The organism is Paenibacillus filicis (assembly GCF_038070315.1).
Lineage (GTDB): Bacteria > Bacillota > Bacilli > Paenibacillales > NBRC-103111 > Paenibacillus_G > Paenibacillus_G filicis.
This window is the reverse complement of sequence record NZ_JBBPCC010000001.1, coordinates 452,995-475,133: the sequence shown is the minus strand read 5'-3', so window position 1 is coordinate 475,133 and position 22,139 is coordinate 452,995. Positions and strand designations below refer to the sequence as shown.

Below are 22,139 nucleotides of genomic sequence, written 5' to 3'. Positions count from 1 at the left end.
CACATGAAACGATGGACAAGAAAATCGATGGCGCTTACGCTCTCGGCGCTGCTGCTCACAGGGCTTCTGACCGCATGCGGCAAAAACGAAACGAAGCAGGCTGCAGCCGCTCCTGAGAAAGTCATTCGAATCGGGACCAATGCTTCCTTCTATCCTTATACCTTCAAGGACACGACCGGGTCCGATAAGCTCGATGGATACGAGATCGACATCTGGAATGAGCTGGCGCGTGAACTCGGCTATCGGGTCGAATGGAAAATTATCGATTTCGCAAGCTTGTTCGGCGCACTGGAAGCTGGTCAGATCGATACGATCGCCAACTCGATCGCGACGACGGAAGAGCGCAAGTCGAAGTATGATTTTGCCGAGCCCTATGTATATTCCGGGGCAAGACTCGTTGTGAAGAAGGGGAATGACAAGGTCAAGTCGCTAGCCGATCTGAAAGGGAAGAAGATCGGTGTGCTGACCGGCAGCCCGACATTCGTCAAGTATATTAAGGAAGCCGATCCGGAGGGCAAGATCGAGATTGTGAACTACGAGACCGCCGAAGGCGGGTTCACCGATGTCGCGGTGGGACGGATCGAAGCGACGTTCACGACGACGGCGGCCGGTCTTGCGTACATTAAGAAGACAGGGCAGCCGCTGCAGATTGCGGGCGATTCGTTCACCGTTATTCCTGCTGCGAGCGTATTCGTGCGAAATGAGGCCAACAAGGAGCGTATCAAGGAAGTAAACAAAGGGCTTGAGAAACTGGTGAAGAGCGGCAAGCTGGCCGAGCTGTCGAAAAAATGGTTTGGCGAAGATCTGAGCAAGCCGGGCTCATGAAGCCAGCTTGCGATTAGCGGAGGGGAAACACCGTCATGCTGTTCGACTTCGAATACTTTATTGCCGCGGTGCCCCGGCTTCTGCGCACGATTCATCTGACGATCGAACTGTCTGTTCTCTCTATGGTACTTAGCGTCGCGCTCGGTCTCGTGCTGGAGTCGATGATTCGTTCACGCTCTGCCGCTATTTCCGGCGCGGCCCGCTTTTACGTGTTGTTTTTCCGGTCTACGCCGCTGCTGGTCCAATTGTTTTTGCTGTATTACGGGTTGCCGCAGCTCTTGCCGGGACTGGCTGTCATCACGGCGTTTCAGGCGACCGTGATCGGTCTCAGCCTGAACAACGCGTCATATCTGGCCGAAATATTCCGGGCAGCTATTAATTCGGTAGACCGGGGTCAGATCGAAGCAGCGTTGTCGGTCGGCATGAGCCGGGGACAAGGATTACGGCGCATTCTGCTGCCACAGGCGTTTCGAACGGCTCTCCCTGCCATGGGCAATACGTACACCGTTATTATTAAGGAAACATCGCTTGCCTTCACACTCGGTCTGACCGAGATGATGGGAGAGGCTAAGCTGATGGCGGCGGACACGCTGCGGTTTCTCGAATGCTTCTTAGCCGTCAGTCTATTATATTTCGTGGTGGCTTTCGTGTTCGGCAAGCTGCAGAGGCTGGTGGAAAACAGGCTCAATCGCCCTTATGCGACAGAGACGTAGGGGGCGGCTCGCCGCTTCTAAAGCTTGGTGAACCTCCGCCTAAGCGGTGAAATGCGTAATGAGGCGCTGGCGGAAGCTTTCTGCAGCAGGGGAAAGAGGCTGGCTGCCGACCCAGGTCAAGCCGATCCGCCGGATCGGCTCCGGGTCATAGACGTCGAGTGCGCGCGGCGAGTTCAACTGCGCATCGGACAGCAGCGTGCCGGGAATGAGCGCAACGCCGATCCCAGCATCGACAAGCTCGGCCAGACGCGTCGGATCGGCGATCTCAAGCGATAAGTGAGGAGCGAAGCCGGCTCGCCCGCAGAAGTCGTCCGACGCTTCGCGAAGTCCCGATCCTTCCTGCAGTCCGATGAAAGCTTCGGACGCAGCTTCCCGCAAAGCGACTTTCCGTTGGTTGGCCAGGCGATGGCCGTGCGGTACGTAGAGGACTAGCCGCTCCTCGTAGAGCGGTACGGTAATCAGACCTTCCTTTTCCACGAGCGGAGAACTGATAAATAAATCGAGCTCACCGCGCTGCAGCGCCGGTACCATCGTGCGGTTGCAGCCGTAATGGAGACTGAATGAAGTGTGAGGATGATCCGCCATGTAGGCGCCGAGCAAGCCAGGGACGCTCTCAAGATGAATGGCGCCAAAGGAGACGGAAGCGCGGTCGACGCCGGCCAGCTGCGCAGCTTCGCGCTTTCCTGCCTCCAGTTCGGCGAATAGACGGTCTACGCGGACGAGAAATGCCTTACCGGAGTCATTGAGCCGAATGACCCGCCCATTGCGCGCGAACAAGGGAAACCCCAGCTCATCCTCGAGTCTCGCCAAAGATTGACTAAGCGACGGTTGCGAGACGTGAAGCTCATTCGCAGCTTTCGTCATATGCTCCAGCTGCGCCAGTCTTTGAAAGTAACGTAATTGTAGAAAATCCAAGTTTTTTCATCTCCTTAATGAGTATTATCGCAAACAAATGATGGTTTGGAAACTGCCTTTTGCTTAAATCAGGGCTGGTTGTTTGGCAAGCTCGCTGCGACTGCCGCGGTAGCCGCAGTGATAAGCTTAGAAGCTCCTCCTCCTAAGCCATACATAGTCAAAAGCCATCACTTGAAGTGATGGCTTTTGACTATGTATGAAAGCCTCGACCTGATCTCGGCGAGAAGCAGCATGTTCTCTTCCTCGCTAATGGCATCCGCACATAGCTTGCGTGCTGCAACGGGCAGGATCCAGTCATCCACTTGATCAAGAGAATCGCCTGATAGGCGCCGGTACTCGTCGCAAAACACTTCAATGATATGCGCTCTCAGGGTATCGAAGCGGGCAACCGCTTGGCTCGGAGCGTGAGGAGGCAAGATGGCATACTGGATCATGATGATATATTCGGCCAAGTCAGCCTCAGGGTTGCCGGTCGAAGCGTTCATCCAATCGATGAGAACCGCCTGATCCCCGCGAATCATGATGTTGCCCGGATTAGGGTCCCCATGGCAGACCTGCTTCTTGATGGGTAACCGGTTCAGGTGCTGGATGATCTGTTCTTTCTCGGATGTGGTTAAGTAGCCCGTCGAGCGAATGGAGGATGTCATCATGTCTCTTTGAGAAGGAAGAGGGAGGTTGCCCATGCGGTGCGTTTCGTGCAATAGCCTTGCAGTAATTTTTATCGTTTCATGTGGATCATCATTTGAATTGATTTCGGAGGGAGATTGCATCAGGTAACGGAAAAAATGCTGCAGCAATGATTCCCCATGGATTCTTTCCATGACAATGGAGGGACGGCCACCGACTTCCAGCAGCTCATAGGGACGGGGGGCGGGCAAGCCGTTCTCCCAGGCGAGCAGGTTATTCGAGAATTCTCTTTTTACCGCTTCAGCGATCGTGTTGTCCTTCGCTACCTTCACGATTTGTTGATTTCCGCCCCATTCGAATACTTCCGAGCAGCCTCCCTCGCCGACTTTCTTTCCAATCATTCGCATCATGAGGGTCTCCCTTCGTAGGATATGAGTGCCTCATACATATTCCTAACCATGTTCACAGCGTCATGGAAATCCATCCTTAGCGTGCCTGAATGGATCATGGTGCCAACCCCAATGAGATAGATCGAGATGTTAATAAAAATATTCCTTTGCTTTTTCTCGTCGATAGCTTGAAACCGCTTGCTATGAAGCATGGGTTTCATACTTAACGTTTCCCCGGCAAACACCTCCTGACTTAAGTCAATGCTTTTATACCCCGATAAATACACGAACTGGAACATGTGCCGCTCATGTTTGGCAAAATGCAAAAAACCGATTGCCATATTCAGCGCTGGCGAGTTCTGGCTGTCCTGATAGCTGAAGATTTGATCCCGCATAAGTTCTAAAGCCATCTCATATACCCGATCTTTAACTTCATCCATATTCTCTTGCTAAATAGGCTTGCGGGTTTATATGCAGATTATGAACGCAAGCACAAACAACCGCCTTAGGCCTTAACCTCCTGGACCACTGATCTGCGATTAGGCCCGCAATATAAGGACCGATCATGGACGGAAGAACATAGGCTGTACCGAATGCACCGAGAATTTTGGCCCGTAATTTATCGGGGTAACTCAAGGAAATAGCTGTATACACGCAAATCATCTTAGCACCTGCACCTAGGCCTTGCATGGCCCGCGCCATAATCATAGTATACATATCGCTTGCTGTCGCGGCAGCGATCAGCCTGGCGATAAACAATAGGAGTGCGAAGGTGAACGGTGTTACAGGCCCTTTTCGATCAATGATGCGACCGACGACCAAGGTGCCAATAATCTGCGCCAGCAGGGGTGGTTTTTCCATGTGCTCCCAGCTTGATGTTGAATGTGAATGAAGTCTGAATAAATCAAAGACATTTTGCACAATCTTTGTACATTGACAGGATCACATTCACCTTAAGGGGGGGCTATTATGAAGTCATTTATTGTAGCAGCAGCGGCGCTATTGCTCGTGACAGGCTGTTCAAGTAAAAACCTGACGGCCAAGCAAGTAACGCCCGAGCAATCCAAAGTTGAAACTCATAACGGTTATTCGAACCGGGCGTCAACGATCAAACAACAGGCTTCATCCATTTCTACCCAGGATGGGGCAAAGTCAGTCACCATTAAAGAAGCACCCGTTGATAATTCCAACTTGATGGATTGGTTGAACCGTACGATACAGGATCCGTCTGCAAATCCGCAAACATCCGTCTATCCGAATCCATCTGCAAATCCACAACCGACCAACAACCCGAATCCGTCTGCAAATCCGCAGCCGTCCGTCAATCCCAATCCGTCTGCCTATCCGCAGCAGCCCAGCAATCCCAATACGCGCGCAAACCCACAGCCGTCCGGAAATCTGCAGCCGTCTGCAGATTCATCCCAATATGCGCAGCAAGTCCTCGATCTGGTGAATCAAGAAAGATCGAAGGCAGGCTTGAATGCCGTAAGCATGAATAGCGAGCTCTCGAAAGTGGCCATGGCCAAAGCGCAGGATATGTACAATAACAATTATTTTGATCACCAGTCCCCGACCTACGGCTCTCCGTTCGATATGATGAAATCGTATGGAATTTCCTACAGCACGGCAGGGGAAAATATCGCCAACGGCCAGTCGAGTCCTACGGAAGTCATGGACCAATGGATGAATAGTCCCGGACATCGCGCCAACATACTGAATACTAGCTACACTCAAATTGGCATAGCCTATTATAATGGCGAGTGGGTTCAAGAGTTTATTGGCTAGTACGATACCTAAAACGGCAGAGATGCCGTTTTTTTGCTATGGATGAAAGCCTGGGATTCCTGCGTTATGATATGATAATGGGGCGTCTTTACGAAGGAAACCTATAGCAAAATCAAAGGGGATACGCATGAACCAGATAACGATTGGCATGTTCGCCCATGTGGATGCGGGCAAGACCACATTGGCCGAACAACTCCTTTATCATACGCAAAGCATCCGGGAGCGGGGAAGGGTGGACCATAAGGATGCTTACCTCGATAGCCATCAGATAGAGCGGGCAAGAGGAATTACCGTGTTTGCAGACCAGGCTGTCATGTCCTATAAAGGGACCACCTATTATTTGATTGATACCCCTGGGCATGTTGATTTCTCGCCGGAAATGGAACGCGCCGTTCAAATCATGGATTATGCGATACTCGTCGTCAGCGCGGTGGAAGGCGTTCAAGGTCACACCGAAACCGTCTGGCAGCTGCTGCAGAAGCACGGCATCCCAACGTTTTTTTTCATTAACAAGACGGATCGGGTTGGCGCGGATGCGGACCGAGTCATCGAGGACATTCAGATGCATTTGACCCCAGATACCTGCTGGATTACCGGAAGCTTCGCAAACGGCCAATTGGGTGAAGCCTTGATAGAAAGCCTAGCGGAACGTGACGAAGAGGTACTGGAGGCATTTCTGGCAGGTACGGAAGATCAGACGTATTGGCTGCGGACGCTGCGGGACATGATACGGGACCATAAGATCTTTCCTTGTGCCAGGGGTTCAGCCTTGCAGGATGTCGGGGTGACTGAATTTCTGGAGCAGCTGCATCTGTTGACGACCTCAGCTTATGATGAGCTGGGACTATTCGGAGGGCGTGTATATAAAATCCGCCATGACCCTAATGGCGTGCGTATGACGTATATCAAAGCTCTAAGTGGAACTTTGAAGGTTCGAGAAGAAGTCTGCTACCTTGACGGTGAGGAACGTATAGGCGAGAAAGTGACCCGGCTGCTTAGGATCAATGGGAGTAAATTGCAGCCGGTGGACCATGTATCGGCAGGCGATCTGTTTGCGGTCATTGGGCTTTCGCTTGCAGAGACTGGACAGGGCGTTGGTATCTACTCGGACAGGCTGGACTATGAGCTGGTGCCGACGCTCACGTCCAAGGTGATATTCGCAGATTCCCTGAACGTGAAGGATGTGTTGAAAGCCTTCAAAACTTTAGATGCAGAGGACCCCTCCTTGAATGTGATCTGGGAGGAAAGTCTGCAGGAAATCCATATTCACGTCATGGGGATTATTCAGCTGGAAGTGCTGCAGCAGCTTGTGAAGGAACGTTTCCAGTTCGACGTCTCCTTTGGCAGCCCTGAAATTTTATATAAAGAAACGATCGCGAGCACGGTCAAAGGATATGGTCACTTCGAGCCGCTGAAACATTATGCCGAGGTACATCTGCTGCTGGAACCTGGGGTGCGGGGCAGCGGAATCGCATTTGAAAATCTGTGTCATGCGAATGATCTAACCATAGGCAACCAAAATCTGATCCGGACGCATCTCTATGAGCGTGACCACCATGGTATATTAACCGGCATGCCGTTGACCGATATCCTAGTCACGCTGCTGAAGGGTGGCGCTCACAATGAGCATACGCATGGCGGCGATTTTCGCGAGGCAACGTTCCGTGCGTTAAGGCAAGGCTTGGAGAAAGCGGAGAACGTGCTGCTTGAGCCTTATTACGAATATAAAATCAAAGTGGAAATTGATTATTTAGGCAAGGTGTTATCGGATATTCAGCAAGCATGCGGCACTTTCGATCCGCCGAGCACCACGGCTACGCGCGCAATCATTACGGGCAAGGTACCCGTGGCTACCTTCATGGATTATAGTACGGAGCTGGCCGCTTTTACGCATGGCAGAGGCATCATTCAATTGGTCTTTGGCGGTTATGATCGTTGTCATAATGAACAAGAGGTGATCGAACGCAAAGCCTACCGCAAGGATGCCGATCCGCTGTATAGCTCGTCATCAATTTTCTGTGCGAAGGGCCACGGGTACACGGTGCCGTGGGATCAGGCGGAAGCGAAGATGCATTTACTCTAACGGAAAAGGAAGCCCCAATATGAAGGTCAATAGCAAGAAAACCCGCGAATCATCGCGGGTTTTTTGAGTTGAATGAACATGCCTGTAATTTTCATATTTACACCACCATTAACATAGGTTACTATTAACATAGGTTCTTGATAACAAAGAGGTGTGAATCATGAATAATACAGGGATATTCAAATCAGAAGACGGGAAAGCTACGGTCTTAAATAGCTATAGCCAATTACTTGCAAGATGTACTGTTCCTTATGAAGAAATTCATGTCAAGACGCGGTATGGAATGACCTATATCATCGCGAGTGGAGATCCATCGTTGCCTCCGCTCATTCTCTTGCATGGGTCCGGTTCCAACTCGTCCATGTGGGTTGGAGATATGGCTAAGTATGCCCAGCATTATCGAGTATTTGCCGTAGATATTCCTGGTGACCCTGGGAAGAGTGAGGAGAAGCAGTATGCATTGAACAGTCCGGCATATACGGAGTGGATGGAGGATGTTCTTCATTCTCTACAGCTTCAACAAGCGTCATTTGTAGGCATTTCGCTAGGAGCTTGGATGATCATTAATTTCGCTGTTAAGCACCTGGCTAAGGTGGAGAAGATGGTGTTGATATCCCCTTCGGGTATTGGTCCGCAGAAAATATCCTTTATATTTAAAGTAATACCGTTGATGCTGCTAGGGGAAAAAGGAAAAGATAAAGTTACCCGGCTGGTGAATGGTAACCAGTCTGTCCCTGAAGAAGCCTTGAAGCATCTCAAACTCATCTCAAGTCATTATAAATTCCGTTCTGGACCCGTACCTGTCTTTACGGATAGTGAACTTAGCGGGTTAACGATGCCGATCCTGTTAATCGCTGGTGAACAAGATGTCATGCTTCATTCCAAAAAATCAGCAGACAGACTTTCCAGATTAGCACCTCATGCCCAGATTAACCTGATTCCTGATCAGGGTCATGTTCTTATCCATCTGACGCACCGTATCTTACCTTTTTTATTACCCGCCTAGGAGGATGATTATGAATATAGTGAAGGTAGAAGCTCATGGGAGTGATATTGCCGTTGTTACCGGAAGTGAGGTTCTCATTGAGGATGTTCAGACAGCCCTGGATCTGATGGCAAGCGTGCAATATGAAACGGGCTGCCATCGGATCGTGCTAAATAAATCTCTGTTGAGCGAAAGCTTTTTTGATTTGAAAACACGCCTTGCTGGCGAAATTCTTCAGAAGTTTATCAATTATCATGTAAAGATTGCTATTATCGGAGATTTCTCGGGGTATGCAAGCAAGAGCCTTCGAGATTTCATCTACGAAAGTAATAACGGAAAAGATGTTTTTTTCCTGCCAACCGAACAGCAAGGGATTGAAAAGTTAAGTAGGTTGAAATAGAAGACGGAGCCGGGAGGACGATAGGTGTCAAACATATGGACTACTCAGGCCGAATATTCGATGGTAACCATTCCCTCGGGCGAAATTGCATTACGAGATGATCGCATAAAGGCAACATGGACGGCGCAGGTGCATGCTTTCATGCTTGCGCCTGTTCCCGTTACGAAGGCCTTATATGACTCCATCATGCACAAGTCAGTGGAACCTCAAGACGAAAGCCAGACTCCGGTTGTGGATGTTTCGTGGCATGATGCTATTCTTTTTTGTAACTTGCTGTCTCGACAGGCAGGGCTAAAGGTATGCTACTCGGTGAGCGAGGACGGCGAGCGTGTCGTCTGTAACGCAGAGGCGGACGGGTATCGTCTTCCTACAGAAGCGGAGTGGCAATATGCGTGTAAGGCCGGAACGACCGGATACCGGTACGGCGAGCTCGATGACATAGCCTGGTATCATGAAAATGCTGAGGGCAGGGTGCAGGAGGTGGGTAGAAAGCAGCCCAATGCTTGGGGCCTTTACGATATGTTAGGGAATGTCTGGGAGTGGTGCTGGGACTTGTACGATGCGAACGTATATGGCTCCTACCGAATTTTCCGCGGCGGCAGCTGGGCGGAAGAGGCCAGGGGCTGCGGAGCGACATGCCGCCGCCGCAGTCACCCGACGTTTCGAATCGATGATCTCGGCTTTCGTCTTGCCAGGTCCCTGACGGATACCAACTAAACCGCTTGGATTATCTGCTGCAATTGCGGATCAATACGGGCTCTGTTCCAGGGCATCCACATATTCTCTGGCCTCTTGGAGGCTGAGTCCGCTCGCGTTTCTGTACTCTTTGATGGCTTGAATTCTTTTTCCTGAAGCAAGCAGTGCGCGTAATCTCTGATCAAGATTTACAGGGGGAGGGGAGCTTATGCGGGTCCTTGGTGAAGCAGGAGGCTCGCTGGGCCTAGGTGATCCTGAACCTTCCGGCTGGCTGCTAAGCCATTGCAGGTCTGACTTGATTTCATGGAGCTGCCGCTGCAGACTGAATACTTTGAGCAGAAGCAGGAGAGACAGGATTAAGGCGCTGATAGCGATGAATTCCACGGTTTCCATCTGAAATCGCTCCTTCCTTCGGATCGTTTATTATAGCTTAACACGAACCAGGGCCACGTTCACCGTGACTCCTGGTTCGTGTTCCTTCTCTACGAGCTTCCCAAACTCCGCTTCCGGTACTCACCGGGGGTAATGCCGGAATAGCGCTTGAACATCCGGATAAAAGAGTTGACGTTCTGGTAGCCTACGTGAACCGCGATGTCCTGGATGCGCAGCTCCACATTCGTGAGCAGCTCCTTGGCGCGGCTGATCCGAAGATCGTTCAAGTAATCGCTAAAGTTAGTGCCGGTCTTCTCTTTGAAATAACTGGACAGGTAGCCTGGCGTAATGTTCAGCTTGTCAGCCACAAGGTCCAGGTTAATATCTTCACAGAGATGCTGATCCAAATATTCCGTTACAAAGCTTGTGATCGGGTCCTTGGTCTTGCTATGGGTTCGTATGGCTGCCAGAGCGGGACGAAGCAGCTCTCTGAACCAGGATTTGTACTGCTCCGACGAGTAAAATTGGCCCAAGCGGTCAAGGCTTGAACGCTTCCTTGTCTCCGCCTGCTTCTGAAGATTCAGCTTCACCAAAGTTTTCTCCACTTCTTCGACGACTCCACGGGCAAAGGTTTGGAAAACCTCCGAGGCGGCATCCTTCTGCACCAGTTGATCCACATGCCGGTCAGTCCACTCCAATACCGACTCCTCGCTCCCGGTCAGGAGGCGGGTATGCAGTTCCTCCTTCTGCGTCATCTTCCAGCTAAAAGCTTTCCATGAGATCATGCGAGGCTCCACGATAATTTGTGTCTCCCCGACAAGCCTCTTTTCCTTCAGTAGAAGCGACAACTGCTCGTAGGCATCGGTGAATGGCATTTCCTCTGTATATAACGGGCTGACGGCGATGGTCAGATAGAGATAATCGTCGGCAAGGAGCAGCTGCTTAAGTGTGCCCAGGGTGCCAAGAATTTCGTCTCTGGAGCTTGGATTGAAAATCAGCGACATCAGCTGATTTTGTTCGATCTGTAGCGTCACAATCTGATCGTCAGCTGTGTTGAATATGCTATGAATCAGCTTCCGCAGCAATTGAATTTCTTGGTCATAGTTGAGGGAAGGATCTTTGAAATTGATTTCGTAAAGGACGGCCGCGTAAGGCTGATCCAACTGTACGGCATCCTCCAGCTCTGTCAGGTACAGGCTCATCGGAATATTCTTCACCTTATTGGTATAGGCATACTGGCGCACTAGTGTATTTTTCTTATCCAAATCCAGCCGAATTCGCTCATTCGTCTTCATCATGCTGCTCATCCGGTCGCTAATAATCGCAAACTCCTTGATATTGCTCGTGGGCAGCGCTTCAGCCTGCTTGCGCTCAAGCGTTTCGATCATCAGCCGCAGAGGGCGGTTAAGCCGCAGGCTGAGCACCACCGAAGTCACGACGCTGATCAGGATAGCCGCCACAAGCAGGGTAACGAGCCAAATATTCAATTTCAGCATCTCGGAGGTAATGGTTGCGATCGGTGCAGCGCGGACATAGGTGAGCCCGGTGTCAGCCCCTTTTTCATAGAAATAAAAAAAGTCGCCGTTGAGCTCATGATGCTTGCCCTCCTGGTAAGAAGCCGGAAGCTGGGCCTCTGCCGAATCGTGGGAGGCGAACAGGGTTCTTCCTTCTTGATCCATGATATAGAACGGGGTATTGCCGGCACCGGCATAGGCAGCAAACAGTTTCTGCGGATTCATCATGATAATAAAGTAAACGTTCTCATAAGGAGCTGCTTTGATCACCAGGGGCATCTGCGATCCGATTGAACGCACGGAGTTCATCGACTTCTCGGTAAAGACGGCGGTTGGCAAAATTTTCAGAGAGTAGTTGTCAGTGGACATGCCTTTCCAGAAATCAAACGGATAAGCTTCGCTGGAATAATACTTGGTGAACATGTCTTCGGCGCTGCTGGTGCCTTCCTTCTCCACCACATAACCATCGTCCTTGAAGTACAGAATGAAATTGTCAAAATGCAGAAAAGGGTTTGTGTACAGGGTCGTCAGGTCCGTTTTCACTTCATTGATTTTGTCATAACGCCGGTTTTCCTTGACATGGCTCAAGATGCTGATGTTGGGAATCCACTTATCGGTTCGGGTGAGTGAGAGGATCATATTCTGGGTCAAGCGGAAATGATTCTCGTAGTTTTCTACCGTCTGCTTGATGCCCAGCTCATTGTACCGAATGATTTCGTTGTAGAGTTTGTTCCGTAAGTATATATACGAAAACAGATTAAAGGCAGCGAGCAGCAGAATCACACTGAGGAAGCTCAGCATCAGCTTGACGAACAAGCTACTGGAAGCAAGCTTGAACCGCGATGTTCTATTCATGAAAAACCTCCAGAAGGGTTTTAACAATTTTATCATAAAGTGCGGGCCTGGTATGAACAATATTCATTTTTGATGATTCATACACATCTTTCACGTTATTGGATGATCAGGTGATTAGCCGTATAACTTGAGGATATATTTGTGCAGTCATTGCCCGCTATAATGCAGACACAAGGTTCTTCCTTGGCGGCAGATGTTCTGACACCTACTATGCATAGAGGAGATATGTGTATGGCTCAAGCAAGTGAAATGAAAGATACGCTCAGAAAGGGGGTTCTGGTACCTGAGCTGGTGCAGCCAAGACGGTTTCAACGGATGTGGCATAAAAACAAGTACTTGTGGCTTTTGTTCCTCCCCTGCCTTCTCTATTATCTGGTATTCCGTTATGCGCCGATGTTCGGGCTCGTCATCACCTTCAAGAACTATAATTTGTTCAAGGGCATCTGGGCCAGCGACTGGGTAGGCTTCAAGTATTACCGAATGTTTCTGGAAAATCCGGATTTCCTGCTGCTGATGAAAAACACCTTCGTCTTGGGCGTGTGTAATCTGGCGTTCGGCTTTCCAGCCCCGATCCTATTGGCGCTTTTACTGAATGAAGTGAAAGTGGTCGTGTTCAAGAGGTTTGTCCAAACCGTGAGCTATCTGCCTCATTTCATATCCAATGTTATTGTGGCCAGCATGGTCATTATGTTCTTGTCGCCGACGGGAGGCACGATCAATCGCATGATTGAGGCACTCGGGTTCGAGCCTATCAACTTCATGATGCATCCGGAGCTGTTCCGGGGCATCTATGTACTCTCTGAGATTTGGCAGCATATCGGATGGGAGACGATTATTTATTTGGCAGCGCTGACTGCCGTGGACCCGCAGCTGTATGAAGCGGCGAGTATGGACGGGGCAGGCCGAATGCGCAAGCTCTGGCATGTCACGCTGCCGGGTATCTCATTCGCTATCGTCATTACGCTCATATTGAATATAGGCTCGGTGCTGGAGATCGGCTTCGAGAAGGTATTCCTCCTGCAGAACCCGGCCATCTACGAGACGGCAGATATTATAAGCACCTATGTGTACCGGATCGGGATCGTGCAGGGCAACTTCAGCTACGGCGCGTCGATCGACCTGTTCATGGGCATCATCAGCCTGATCTTCATCTGCAGTGCCAACTATATCAGCCGACGGGTAAGCGAGACCAGCCTATGGTAGAAGAGAGGGATCGGTTATGAATCGGCAATCCTTAACGATGTTCAACGTTCTAAGTTCCATGGTACTGCTTTTCGTCGTCGTCGTTACGCTGTATCCGTTTCTTCATATGCTCGCCGTATCGCTTAGCAGCGACATCTACATTATGAAGAATGAGGTTACGATTTGGCCCAAAGGTCTGAATGTCAACATGTATAAACTGGTTCTGGGCGATCCGAAGATGTGGGTTGCCTTCAAGAATACGCTCGTCTACACGGTTCTCGGAACCGTCATCGCCTTGATCGTGACGTCCATGGGCGCCTATGCGCTTTCCCGCAAAGATATGGCGTTCCATAAGCCCTTGACGATGCTGATTGTCTTCACGATGTTTTTTGGCGGCGGGATGATTCCTACTTTCCTCGTTGTCCGCTCCCTGGGCTTGGTGGATACGATCTGGGGCATGGTGCTTCCGGGAGCCGTCAGCACCTGGAATCTGATTCTGATGCGGACGTTCTTCTCCGGTATTCCGAAGGAGCTGGAGGAATCGGGACGGATGGACGGACTGAACGATATCGGGATCTTCTTGCGCATTATCGTTCCGCTGTCCAAGGCATCCTTTGCGACCATCGCCCTCTTCTATGCGGTGGGGTTATGGAATAATTTTATGTTCCCGCTCTTGTACTTGCGTTCCCCGGATCTGTTCCCTCTGCAGGTGCTCCTGCGGAATCTGGTACTTGCCGGCAGCGTCAGCTCAGGAGAGGTAACCCAAATAGGAGGTGATAACCAGATTGTTGAAGAATCGTTGAAGTATGCCACGATTATGGTGTCTACGCTTCCGATCCTGATCGTGTATCCGTTCGTCCAGAAATATTTTGTCAAGGGGTCCATGATTGGAGCGGTAAAAGGTTAAAGCCTCTGAGGCTCCAAGCCGCTAGTCGTCAGATCGCATCTACTTAACAAGAGGGAGTTGCTGGTATGAGAACAACAGTTATGAAACCAGTTGTTGCCGCCATGATGGCGGTAACGCTGCTGGCAGGTTGTCAACAAAGCGAATCGGACCCTGCCGGATCATCGGGTTCTAGCAATGGAGTGGCCCATGAAGGGAAAGGCGAAGCATCCGCACTTCCGAGCCGAACGTTCACGGCCCTGCTGGATAACAACCCGACCTTCCCTTATACGGAGAATTGGCCGGTGTGGAAGTGGCTGAAGGAGAAAACAGGCGTTACGCTGAAAGTACAGACGCCGTCCGGCAAGCTGGACGAATCGCTTAATATGATCGTTGCTTCCAAGTCGATGCCCGATCTGATGCACATGTCCAACCGCAGGCAAGCCAACAGGTTCGGTCAAGACGGCGCGCTTGTAGATATCTTGCCGTATATCCAAGACATGCCAAATTTGAAGAAATGGATGGAGCGATATCCGGAGGAAGCTAAGGCTGCTTTATCGGCCGACGGGAAAATGTATATGTTCCCGAACCAGGGCTTCGGAGAAACGAATCGGATGATCTGGCTGTACCGGGAAGACGTATTCACGAAGGAAGGGCTGAAGGCTCCCAAGACCTATGAGGAGCTGCACGAGGTGCTGAAAGCGCTGAAAGCCAAATACCCGGGCAGCTATCCGCTCGCCATTCGCTACGGTCAAATTCCGGATGAAATGAACGCCCATATGACCGTGAATTTCGAGACCGGAGAAGGGGCGTATTATGACACGGATAAGAAGGAATGGCGTTACGGACCCATCGAAGACAATTACAAGGCTATGGTTGGCATGTGGAAAACCTTCTATGATGAAGGGTTGATCCCCCCTGACTTCCTGTCCAGTCAAACCAAGCAATGGCAGGATATGGTCTCCACAGGCAAGGCGTTCGTAACGTTCGATTACATTAGCCGCGTCGATTTCTTTAACAACGCGATGCAGAAGGAAAATCCGGCATTTCATATGCAGTTCATGGCTCCTCCTGCTGGCATAGCAGGTGGCAAACAGCAAAATCCATATTTCCACTACCTGGAGAGTGGCTTAACGGTGGGATCGACTTCCAAGCATATTAAGGAGGTCATGAAATTTATGGACTTCTTCTATTCGGAGGAAGGACGCTTGCTGACCAGCTGGGGCGTAGAGGGCGAAACCTTCGTGAAGGAAGGCGATACGATTAAATTCAAGCCCGAGTTCACAGATGTAACCGACATGCGCAAGAAGACGGGATTGCAGACAAGCGGCACGTACACATGGATCGACTACAACGCTCACTTGTCGTTGTTCTCCAAGGATCTGCAAAATGCGTACAAGGAAGCAGCCAAGTATGACCCGCCTGCGATGCAGCCGCGCCCTGCCTTTACGGAAAGCGAAAATGAAGTCATCTCGCTTACGGGTCAAGCGATACAAAAGCATCGTGACGAGAACTTCGCCAAGTTCATTACCGGCTCCAGAAGCTTGAAAGAGTGGGATCAATATGTGGGAGAGATGAAAAATCTCGGCGTTGACAAGCTGCTGAATACGTACAAGGGAGCTTATGCCCGGATCATTAAGTAAGGCTAAGATTGAACCCGCAGAGAGGATGGAAGGCAGGTATGACTAACGAGTGTCAGCCGGTTATGACGCATGTAGCGGATAAGCTGCGGGTCAACGTGTATGAAGACCGCAGAGCCATGGGAGCGGCTGCAGCAGCACAGGTTGGAGCGAGGCTGAGAGAGCTATTGGCATCGAAGGGGCAGGTGCGGATGGTATTCGCCGCGGCTCCATCGCAGGATGAGCTATACCAAGGGCTCGTGCAAGAAAGAGGGATAGATTGGTCCCGCATCACCGCTTTTCATATGGATGAGTATATCGGACTGTCCGAGTCGGCTCCCCAGCGCTTCGGCAACTACTTGAACGATCGCCTGTTCAGCCTGGTGCAGCCCGGAAGAGTGGAGCTTCTGGACAGCACGGGCAGCATCGAAGAGGAATGTGCGCGTTATTCGGCTATGCTTCGGGAAGGACCGATCGATATCGTCTGTCTTGGTATTGGGGAGAACGGACATATCGCCTTCAACGATCCTCCGGTAGCGGATTTCGAGGACCCCCGTCTCGTTAAGGCAGTTGAGCTGGATAGGGCATGCCGGCAGCAGCAGGTGAATGACGGCTGTTTCCCTGAGCTCGAGGCAGTGCCTACCCATGCGATCACGTTGACTATTCCGGCCCTGATGTCCGGGGAACAGCTGTATGGTATCGTTCCTGGCGTCAAAAAACGGCATGCTGTACAGCAGACGGTCCATGGTCCCATTACGACGGCCTGCCCGGCTTCCATCTTGCGTACGCATCCGAGAGCGACGATGTACTTGGATACCGATTCATTTGGTCAGCTCGGGTAACGGTCAGGATGAGAGGGGGACGGCTGTATGGTTAAGGAAACCAAGTTTGTTCTGGAAGGATTGCATTATCGAACAGGAGAGCCTATCTTCGTGCATATCGAGAACGGGCGGATCCTCGATATCTTCGCTGCCGCCCATTCGAACCAAGCCGGGAGCCTATCATGGCTTGCTCCCGGTCTGATCGATCTGCAGGTGAACGGCTGTTTCGGTCTAGATATGAACACGCTTCCGCTTAGGCCGGATACGGTGCTGCGGATGACCAGAGCATTGCTCCGGGAGGGAGTGACGACCTATTGTCCGACGGTCATCACGAACAGCCCGGAGGCGATCGAGCAAGCTGTGGGCGCCATTGCTGGAGCAGCCCGCAGCTATCCGGCCATTGCGGCCTGCATAGTCGGGATTCATCTGGAAGGTCCGTTTATTTCTCCGGAGGACGGTCCTCGGGGTGCTCATCCGCTTGAGCATGTCGGTCCGCCGGACTGGTCCGCCTTCTGCAGATGGCAAGACGCAGCGGAAGGGAGGATTCGCATGGTGACGGTGTCTCCCGAATGGCCGGGAGCGCTGTCCTTCATCTCGCGCTGCGCGGAGAGCGGCGTCATTGTCTCCATCGGGCATACGGGAGCAACCGCTGAGCAGATTCGGGAAGCGGTATCGGCCGGTGCCGTGATGTCCACCCATCTGGGTAACGGAACGCATCTGACGCTTCCCCGGCATCCGAACTACCTGTGGGAGCAGCTGGCTGCCGATGAGCTGTACGGCTGCATGATCGCAGATGGCTTCCACCTCCCGCCCGCTGTACTGAAGGTTATCCTGCGGATGAAGGGCGAACGGGCAATTGTCGTCAGTGATTCGGTATCCTTCAGCGGAATGCCGCCAGGCCGTTACCACCCTCATATCGGAGGGGATGTGGTGCTGACCGAGGAAGGAAGGCTGCATCTGGCCGATCATCCGAAGCTGCTGGCAGGCTCTGCTAGGCTGCTGAAGGAGCAAGTCGCTTATCTTGCGGACCAAGGGCTGGCGTCACTGGAGGATGCCTGGGACTGTGCGTCCCTGCATCCAGCAGCGATGCTCGGATTGCCTCAGGAGCAAGGTCTTAAGGTGGGCGCTCCAGCGGATCTTGTACAAGTTGACCGGGTCGCAGGGCGCCTGCGGATTTTGAACTGCTGCAAGGCCGGCATTTTACAGGAAATGAGCGGCGAATATGATTGAGAACGACGATGACACAAGGGTGGCAGACCGAGGAGGATTACATATGATCGCTTTCATACCGCAAGTCAAGCAGCTAAGCTTTTTACCCGGAGACAGCTTTCACCTCCCCCAAGAGCCAAGAGTCACGCTGATGATGGAGAGGGCCGACCCCCGGCTGGAGCTGCACTGCCGCCGCCTATTCCCTGGGCTAGTGTTCAGCGAGAAGCTTGGTGGCGAGGGTTATGCTATTCGCATAGACTCGGTGGATCGCGACCAGGAGGACAGCGCTGCTCGACAGGACCATGCGGGGATCATGGAGGAGACTGCTCGTCTTCTCAGCGGCAAGCGCGAAGGTTATCATCTTCAAGCGGATGGCACCGGGATCATCATCCAGGCGCTGGATTCGGCAGGTCTGTTCTACGGGCTGCAGACGCTGCTGCAGCTGGTAGAGCTGTATGAAGCGATTCCGGCCGTCGAGATCGTCGATTGGCCGGATACGGCTCTACGCTGCATGAATTACGATTTGCGCCAAACTTATTCCAAGCCTGAGCTGCTGCATGCCTACTTGGCGGATGCCGCCCGCTACAAAATCAATTCGGTACTGATCGAATACGAGGACAAGTTCCCCTTTGAGGCTTATCCGGATTTGGCTCATCCTAAGCATGCGATCGAAGCGGAGCAGCTGGAGCAATTGAAGCAGACGGCATTCCTGTATTTCATCGAAATCATTCCTTTGCAGCAGAGCTTCGGTCATCTGGAATATGTGCTGCGACATGAGAACTATAAGCATCTGAGGGAAACCGAGAAGTCGACGGGCGAGCTATGTCCGTCCAAGCCAGAGTCGTTTGAGCTGATCAAGGGATTGCTGGGCGAGATCATGGATCGCCATCCCGATTCCCGCTACATTCATCTCGGCTGTGACGAGGTGTACAGTCTCTGCGAATGTCCGGATTGCCAGGAGCGTTTCGAGGGAGTCAGGGAGAGGGCCTTTATCTCTTTCCTTAATCTCCTGATTGACCATGCAGCCAGCCGGGGCAAGACGCCGATCTTCTGGCACGACATGCTGGATAAGTGTCCCTTAGAGGAACTCCAGCATCTCGATAAACGCAGTGTAGCCATGATCTGGATCTACAACGGGCGAAATATCGATGCGGAAGTATCGGCGCTCACAGCCAAGTTTCGTGAGCTGGGCATCCGAGTGATGGGGGCTCCTGCTGTCCGAAGCTTCGACGGGGCGGAGCATCAGAATTATCCGGTCATTGCGAACCGGGTGGATAACCTGCTCCAATGGAACAAGACAGCGGATAAGCTCGGCATCGACTGCAGCGTGGCGACGAATTGGACGGGGCCGTTCAGCCTGGGGGTTCCATACGGCGTGTTCGAGACAACCTGGTATCCGATGCTGCTCCATGCCGACCTGTGCTGGAACCGCGGCAGCGATACGGACACGTTTATTGACCGGTTCCTGCATCAATTCCATGGCATTAGCCCGGAGGTCGGTCACGGCAAGCTAGGTCATTATCGTATCGAGGACTATTACGATATCATCTGGAAGCTGATGGACGAGGTTCGCAAGAACCGAGAATATGCTGAGCTAATTGAAATCATGCATAGCTTCGAGGAGGCGACGGACCGGTCGCGGACGATCCATAAATATGTGTATCGCTGGGAGCTCTATCCTGGGGATCAAGCCGAATGGCGTTCCCTGCTGAACAACTATCAGAGAAACCGTCGCGGCCGGGAGGCTGTGCGCCCCCGGATGCAGACCGTGCTGGAGCGGTTCCAGCCGGCGGATATGGCTGAGCATTTTGTGAGGTCGCGGTTTTACTTGCATGACTATCTGGAGAGGACGATGTATCAGGAGATGGGTCTGAATCTTGATGAATAGCTTGCAGCTGCTAGGGATACCAAGCTTAACCAGGCATGGTTGTAACAACCTGTTAGAAAGCCATAAAGATGACCGCAGTCACTTATGACTGCGGTCATCTTTATGGCGTGATAGGTCGTGCCCGATGGATCGAATGATCCCGTGAATCGTTAACCAGAGCTCACCTGCTTGGTACGGTACATCGAGGTTCTGAGCGCAATCGTTACGAAGGATAGCACCATAAATAAGATACCGCTCCACACGACGTGCTCAGTTCCCATGCCTGAGACAAAAAGTCCTCCAACGGAGGTGCCTATCGTGACACCCAGATTGCCGAAGGCGACAAACAAGCCGTTGGCGAAATCAGGCGCTTCTGAAGCGGCTGATGTAATCCAGTATTGAGAGATATTGAGTCCAAGCGTGAAAAGAACGCCCCACAAGAGGATAAGAACGGCCATCGGCATGGTGAACGCACCCATGAGATAAACCAGCAAATAGATGACTCCTAATCCAAAAGGGAACAAGAGCGCCGTTCTAGCCGCATGCTGACTCAGCCATTTACCGGCAAACAAATTACCGATAATGCCCGCTCCACCGAATAAGACCAGCATCAGGCTGATGAGGCCTCCAGACATGCGGGTGACTTTATCCAAGTACTCGGCAAAGAAGCTGAAGACGGCATACATGCCTGACAAGACGAATGCGGCCGTTATCATACTTAACCAAAGGACGGGTTTTTTCAGTACGCTTAGCTGCGTACCGTAAGATACTCTTTCCATAACAGGCATAGACGGAACGAATAGGAGAATCGCGATAAACGCTAAGGCATTAACTACAGCGAAGAACAGCATGGCCATTTCAATGGTCGAGACATCTGCGATAAATGACGTGATCGGGATGCCTATGACCATCCCTGCCGTAACGCCCATGAAGACCCGAGCTATCGCTTTGGGAGCCTGGTCTTTACTGACAAAGCTGGTGGCCGAAGTAAAGGCTACCGAGAAATAAACGGGATGAAAAAAGGCCGGGACAATTCTAGCTATGAGGGCTATGGTAAAATTAGAAGCAAAAATGGCAATCACATTGGTGATCACGAACAGCCCTACGACACAGAGCATAATCGCCTTGCGATTGACTCCGGAGAATAGCAAGGGCAGAATGGGTCCGGCAATCGCAACGGCCAGCGCGAAAAGACTAACAAGCAGGCCTGCTTGGGATACGGAAATCCCATATTTCACGGCGATTTGCGGCAATATGCCTATAATGCCCATCTCGGTATTAATGATGCCGAAGATACCGAAGGCGAGGATGAAAACCATGAGTGATTTGGATCTTGGCATGTCGAGGCATCTCCTTTTCTCTTCAAACAATTAGACAGTTGTAAAAGTATCATATTGATGAAGAATTCGTCAAGCCATAAAAAAAGAGGAGCCGAATGGCTCCTCGAACAAAGCGATATGATACGATTAGGATGTAGGCCGATTATATAATGTCTGAGAGCTGATCCAGATAGGCGCGCAGCACCTCTTCTTGAAGGACATAGCTCATAAACTTGCCTTCGCGTATCCCTCGAATAAGGCCTGCCGTTTCCAGTTCCTTGAGATGGTGAGAGATCGTAGGTGCACTTACATCGTGGGTTTCTTGCAGGACGCTGCAAGCTAACGGATCTTTCGAAGCACCGATTTCTTTGAGCATTTGGAAGCGCCGGGGCTCAGCCAGTGCGCGTGAAATTCTTGAGAACTGTTGGTCTGATAAGGTAGTCACAGCGCATGTCTCCTTTCCTGCGACTTGCGGTACCGCGGTACATGTTCGTATTATTTAATCATAACATAGTCGGCAAGCGGGAAGAAAGCCGGAAATATGGACGAGTATAGGAGGGATTCTTTCTATGTACGAGCTGAAAACCAAAGAAACCGATCATAGTGTCATCGAGTTTATCGAGCAGATCGAGAATTCGGGCAAGCGCGCGGATGCTTACAGGCTGTTAGATATGTTTACGGAAACGACAGGCTATCCGGCCAAAATGTGGGGACCTAGCATTATCGGATTTGGCTCCTACCATTACAAATACGAGTCCGGTCACGAGGGAGATGCGCCGCTGGTGGGTTTTTCCCCGAGAAAAGCGAAGATCAGTCTGTACTTTGCCACTGGAGATACGAAGCGGGAGGAGCTGCTGGAGAATTTCGGCAAACACACCTCAGGTAAAGGCTGTGTCTATATCAATAAAGTAGCCGATATTCACGTGGATGTCTTGCAGGCGTTAATCCGTCAATCGGTCAAGTTCCTGAGAGAGACCTATCCGCAGGATTGAATTTATAAAGTGGGTATGATAAGATGACTGTAACTTAATGACAGGAGTTGAAGAGAATAATGTAGGATTTCTTGCTGATGATGTAAAA

22 protein-coding genes are annotated in these 22,139 nt (G+C 51.3%); 14 read left to right on the top strand and 8 right to left on the bottom strand.

What is annotated here, in order from left to right; translation table 11 throughout:
• Positions 1–3: 3 nt before the first annotated feature.
• Together WMW72_RS02205 and WMW72_RS02200 are read left to right on the top strand one after the other, a co-directional pair.
• Entirely contained in the window at positions 4–825 is an 822-nt protein-coding gene (locus WMW72_RS02205; protein WP_341413765.1) for a transporter substrate-binding domain-containing protein, read from the top strand.
• A gap of 35 nt (positions 826–860) precedes the next feature.
• The gene (locus tag WMW72_RS02200) at positions 861–1,538 is read left to right on the top strand and encodes an amino acid ABC transporter permease (RefSeq protein ID WP_341413764.1); all 678 of its coding nucleotides are present in this window, start codon (positions 861–863) and stop codon (positions 1,536–1,538) included.
• Between the two features lie 39 nt (positions 1,539–1,577).
• Here the strand turns inward: WMW72_RS02200 and WMW72_RS02195 are convergent, their stop codons facing one another.
• From WMW72_RS02195 to WMW72_RS02180, 4 genes are all read right to left on the bottom strand, one after another.
• Positions 1,578–2,453, bottom strand: coding sequence for a LysR family transcriptional regulator (locus WMW72_RS02195; RefSeq protein ID WP_341413763.1), 876 nt, complete (start codon positions 2,451–2,453; stop codon positions 1,578–1,580).
• Between the two features lie 167 nt (positions 2,454–2,620).
• On the bottom strand, positions 2,621–3,490 hold the full coding sequence (locus tag WMW72_RS02190) for a phosphotransferase family protein (RefSeq protein WP_341413762.1): 870 nt from the start codon (positions 3,488–3,490) through the stop codon (positions 2,621–2,623).
• On the bottom strand, positions 3,487–3,909 hold the full coding sequence (locus WMW72_RS02185) for a TetR/AcrR family transcriptional regulator (RefSeq protein ID WP_341413761.1): 423 nt from the start codon (positions 3,907–3,909) through the stop codon (positions 3,487–3,489). The genes WMW72_RS02190 and WMW72_RS02185 overlap by 4 nt, the downstream gene beginning before the upstream one ends.
• Positions 3,902–4,330, bottom strand: coding sequence for an MFS transporter (locus WMW72_RS02180; protein WP_341413760.1), 429 nt, complete (start codon positions 4,328–4,330; stop codon positions 3,902–3,904). Before WMW72_RS02180 ends, WMW72_RS02185 begins: the two co-directional genes overlap by 8 nt.
• Before the next feature lie 108 nt (positions 4,331–4,438).
• Between WMW72_RS02180 and WMW72_RS02175 the strand changes: the two genes are divergently transcribed.
• The 5 genes from WMW72_RS02175 (at position 4,439) to WMW72_RS02155 (ending at position 9,439) form a co-directional block, all read left to right on the top strand.
• Positions 4,439–5,254 carry a CAP domain-containing protein gene (locus WMW72_RS02175; RefSeq protein WP_341413759.1) on the top strand — a complete coding sequence of 272 codons (816 nt, stop codon included), beginning with the start codon at positions 4,439–4,441 and terminating at the stop codon, positions 5,252–5,254.
• 127 nt (positions 5,255–5,381) lie between these two features.
• Positions 5,382–7,337 (top strand): GTP-binding protein, encoded by a 1,956-nt coding sequence (locus tag WMW72_RS02170; protein ID WP_341413758.1) that lies wholly within the window; start codon positions 5,382–5,384, stop codon positions 7,335–7,337.
• Positions 7,338–7,497: 160 nt separating this feature from the next.
• On the top strand, positions 7,498–8,343 hold the full coding sequence (locus tag WMW72_RS02165; RefSeq protein WP_341413757.1) for an alpha/beta fold hydrolase: 846 nt from the start codon (positions 7,498–7,500) through the stop codon (positions 8,341–8,343).
• A gap of 10 nt (positions 8,344–8,353) precedes the next feature.
• A complete protein-coding gene (locus WMW72_RS02160; protein ID WP_341413756.1) occupies positions 8,354–8,722 on the top strand; it encodes a DUF4180 domain-containing protein in 369 nt (122 codons plus the stop codon).
• A gap of 60 nt (positions 8,723–8,782) precedes the next feature.
• Entirely contained in the window at positions 8,783–9,439 is a 657-nt protein-coding gene (locus WMW72_RS02155) for a formylglycine-generating enzyme family protein (protein WP_341414090.1), read from the top strand.
• Between the two features lie 30 nt (positions 9,440–9,469).
• On the opposite strand, the gene WMW72_RS02150 is transcribed toward WMW72_RS02155, so the two are convergent.
• Complete coding sequence (locus WMW72_RS02150; RefSeq protein ID WP_341413755.1) at positions 9,470–9,811, bottom strand: hypothetical protein; 342 nt, start codon at positions 9,809–9,811, stop codon at positions 9,470–9,472.
• Between the two features lie 89 nt (positions 9,812–9,900).
• Positions 9,901–12,159, bottom strand: a complete 2,259-nt coding sequence (locus WMW72_RS02145) for a helix-turn-helix domain-containing protein (protein ID WP_341413754.1) — start codon at positions 12,157–12,159, stop codon at positions 9,901–9,903.
• Between the two features lie 231 nt (positions 12,160–12,390).
• Between WMW72_RS02145 and WMW72_RS02140 the strand changes: the two genes are divergently transcribed.
• The 6 genes from WMW72_RS02140 (at position 12,391) to WMW72_RS02115 (ending at position 19,761) form a co-directional block, all read left to right on the top strand.
• Positions 12,391–13,362, top strand: coding sequence for an ABC transporter permease (locus WMW72_RS02140; protein WP_423227502.1), 972 nt, complete (start codon positions 12,391–12,393; stop codon positions 13,360–13,362).
• 37 nt (positions 13,363–13,399) lie between these two features.
• On the top strand, positions 13,400–14,248 hold the full coding sequence (locus WMW72_RS02135) for a carbohydrate ABC transporter permease (protein ID WP_341413753.1): 849 nt from the start codon (positions 13,400–13,402) through the stop codon (positions 14,246–14,248).
• Positions 14,249–14,313: 65 nt separating this feature from the next.
• Complete coding sequence (locus WMW72_RS02130) at positions 14,314–15,867, top strand: extracellular solute-binding protein (RefSeq protein ID WP_341413752.1); 1,554 nt, start codon at positions 14,314–14,316, stop codon at positions 15,865–15,867.
• A 38-nt stretch (positions 15,868–15,905) separates the two neighbouring features.
• The gene (locus WMW72_RS02125; protein ID WP_341413751.1) at positions 15,906–16,685 is read left to right on the top strand and encodes a glucosamine-6-phosphate deaminase; all 780 of its coding nucleotides are present in this window, start codon (positions 15,906–15,908) and stop codon (positions 16,683–16,685) included.
• Between the two features lie 27 nt (positions 16,686–16,712).
• Positions 16,713–17,894, top strand: a complete 1,182-nt coding sequence (locus tag WMW72_RS02120) for an N-acetylglucosamine-6-phosphate deacetylase (protein WP_341413750.1) — start codon at positions 16,713–16,715, stop codon at positions 17,892–17,894.
• A gap of 43 nt (positions 17,895–17,937) precedes the next feature.
• Positions 17,938–19,761 (top strand): glycoside hydrolase family 20 zincin-like fold domain-containing protein, encoded by a 1,824-nt coding sequence (locus tag WMW72_RS02115; protein WP_341413749.1) that lies wholly within the window; start codon positions 17,938–17,940, stop codon positions 19,759–19,761.
• A gap of 149 nt (positions 19,762–19,910) precedes the next feature.
• Here WMW72_RS02115 and WMW72_RS02110 read toward each other — a convergent pair whose 3' ends face one another.
• Positions 19,911–21,080 (bottom strand): MFS transporter, encoded by a 1,170-nt coding sequence (locus tag WMW72_RS02110; protein ID WP_341413748.1) that lies wholly within the window; start codon positions 21,078–21,080, stop codon positions 19,911–19,913.
• Positions 21,081–21,222: 142 nt separating this feature from the next.
• Positions 21,223–21,504, bottom strand: a complete 282-nt coding sequence (locus WMW72_RS02105; RefSeq protein ID WP_341413747.1) for an ArsR/SmtB family transcription factor — start codon at positions 21,502–21,504, stop codon at positions 21,223–21,225.
• 124 nt (positions 21,505–21,628) lie between these two features.
• Here WMW72_RS02105 and WMW72_RS02100 point away from each other — a divergent pair, with 124 nt between their 5' ends.
• Positions 21,629–22,051: a DUF1801 domain-containing protein gene (locus WMW72_RS02100; RefSeq protein ID WP_341413746.1), complete on the top strand. Its 423-nt coding sequence runs from the start codon at positions 21,629–21,631 to the stop codon at positions 22,049–22,051.
• Positions 22,052–22,139 lie beyond the last annotated feature (88 nt).

Excerpts from the sequence above, each read along its gene's own strand:
- WMW72_RS02205 (WP_341413765.1), top strand. The coding sequence starts at position 4 with ATGAAACGATGGACAAGAAAATCGATGGCGCTTACGCTCTCGGCGCTG.
- WMW72_RS02200 (WP_341413764.1), top strand. The coding sequence starts at position 861 with ATGCTGTTCGACTTCGAATACTTTATTGCCGCGGTGCCCCGGCTTCTG.
- WMW72_RS02190 (WP_341413762.1), bottom strand. The coding sequence starts at position 3,490 with ATGATGCGAATGATTGGAAAGAAAGTCGGCGAGGGAGGCTGCTCGGAA.
- WMW72_RS02185 (WP_341413761.1), bottom strand. The coding sequence starts at position 3,909 with ATGGATGAAGTTAAAGATCGGGTATATGAGATGGCTTTAGAACTTATG.
- WMW72_RS02180 (WP_341413760.1), bottom strand. The coding sequence starts at position 4,330 with ATGGAAAAACCACCCCTGCTGGCGCAGATTATTGGCACCTTGGTCGTC.
- WMW72_RS02175 (WP_341413759.1), top strand. The coding sequence starts at position 4,439 with ATGAAGTCATTTATTGTAGCAGCAGCGGCGCTATTGCTCGTGACAGGC.
- WMW72_RS02170 (WP_341413758.1), top strand. The coding sequence starts at position 5,382 with ATGAACCAGATAACGATTGGCATGTTCGCCCATGTGGATGCGGGCAAG.
- WMW72_RS02165 (WP_341413757.1), top strand. The coding sequence starts at position 7,498 with ATGAATAATACAGGGATATTCAAATCAGAAGACGGGAAAGCTACGGTC.
- WMW72_RS02160 (WP_341413756.1), top strand. The coding sequence starts at position 8,354 with ATGAATATAGTGAAGGTAGAAGCTCATGGGAGTGATATTGCCGTTGTT.
- WMW72_RS02155 (WP_341414090.1), top strand. The coding sequence starts at position 8,783 with ATGGTAACCATTCCCTCGGGCGAAATTGCATTACGAGATGATCGCATA.
- WMW72_RS02150 (WP_341413755.1), bottom strand. The coding sequence starts at position 9,811 with ATGGAAACCGTGGAATTCATCGCTATCAGCGCCTTAATCCTGTCTCTC.
- WMW72_RS02145 (WP_341413754.1), bottom strand. The coding sequence starts at position 12,159 with ATGAATAGAACATCGCGGTTCAAGCTTGCTTCCAGTAGCTTGTTCGTC.
- WMW72_RS02140 (WP_423227502.1), top strand. The coding sequence starts at position 12,391 with ATGGCTCAAGCAAGTGAAATGAAAGATACGCTCAGAAAGGGGGTTCTG.
- WMW72_RS02135 (WP_341413753.1), top strand. The coding sequence starts at position 13,400 with ATGTTCAACGTTCTAAGTTCCATGGTACTGCTTTTCGTCGTCGTCGTT.
- WMW72_RS02130 (WP_341413752.1), top strand. The coding sequence starts at position 14,314 with ATGAGAACAACAGTTATGAAACCAGTTGTTGCCGCCATGATGGCGGTA.
- WMW72_RS02125 (WP_341413751.1), top strand. The coding sequence starts at position 15,906 with ATGACTAACGAGTGTCAGCCGGTTATGACGCATGTAGCGGATAAGCTG.
- WMW72_RS02120 (WP_341413750.1), top strand. The coding sequence starts at position 16,713 with ATGGTTAAGGAAACCAAGTTTGTTCTGGAAGGATTGCATTATCGAACA.
- WMW72_RS02115 (WP_341413749.1), top strand. The coding sequence starts at position 17,938 with ATGATCGCTTTCATACCGCAAGTCAAGCAGCTAAGCTTTTTACCCGGA.
- WMW72_RS02110 (WP_341413748.1), bottom strand. The coding sequence starts at position 21,080 with ATGCCAAGATCCAAATCACTCATGGTTTTCATCCTCGCCTTCGGTATC.
- WMW72_RS02100 (WP_341413746.1), top strand. The coding sequence starts at position 21,629 with ATGTACGAGCTGAAAACCAAAGAAACCGATCATAGTGTCATCGAGTTT.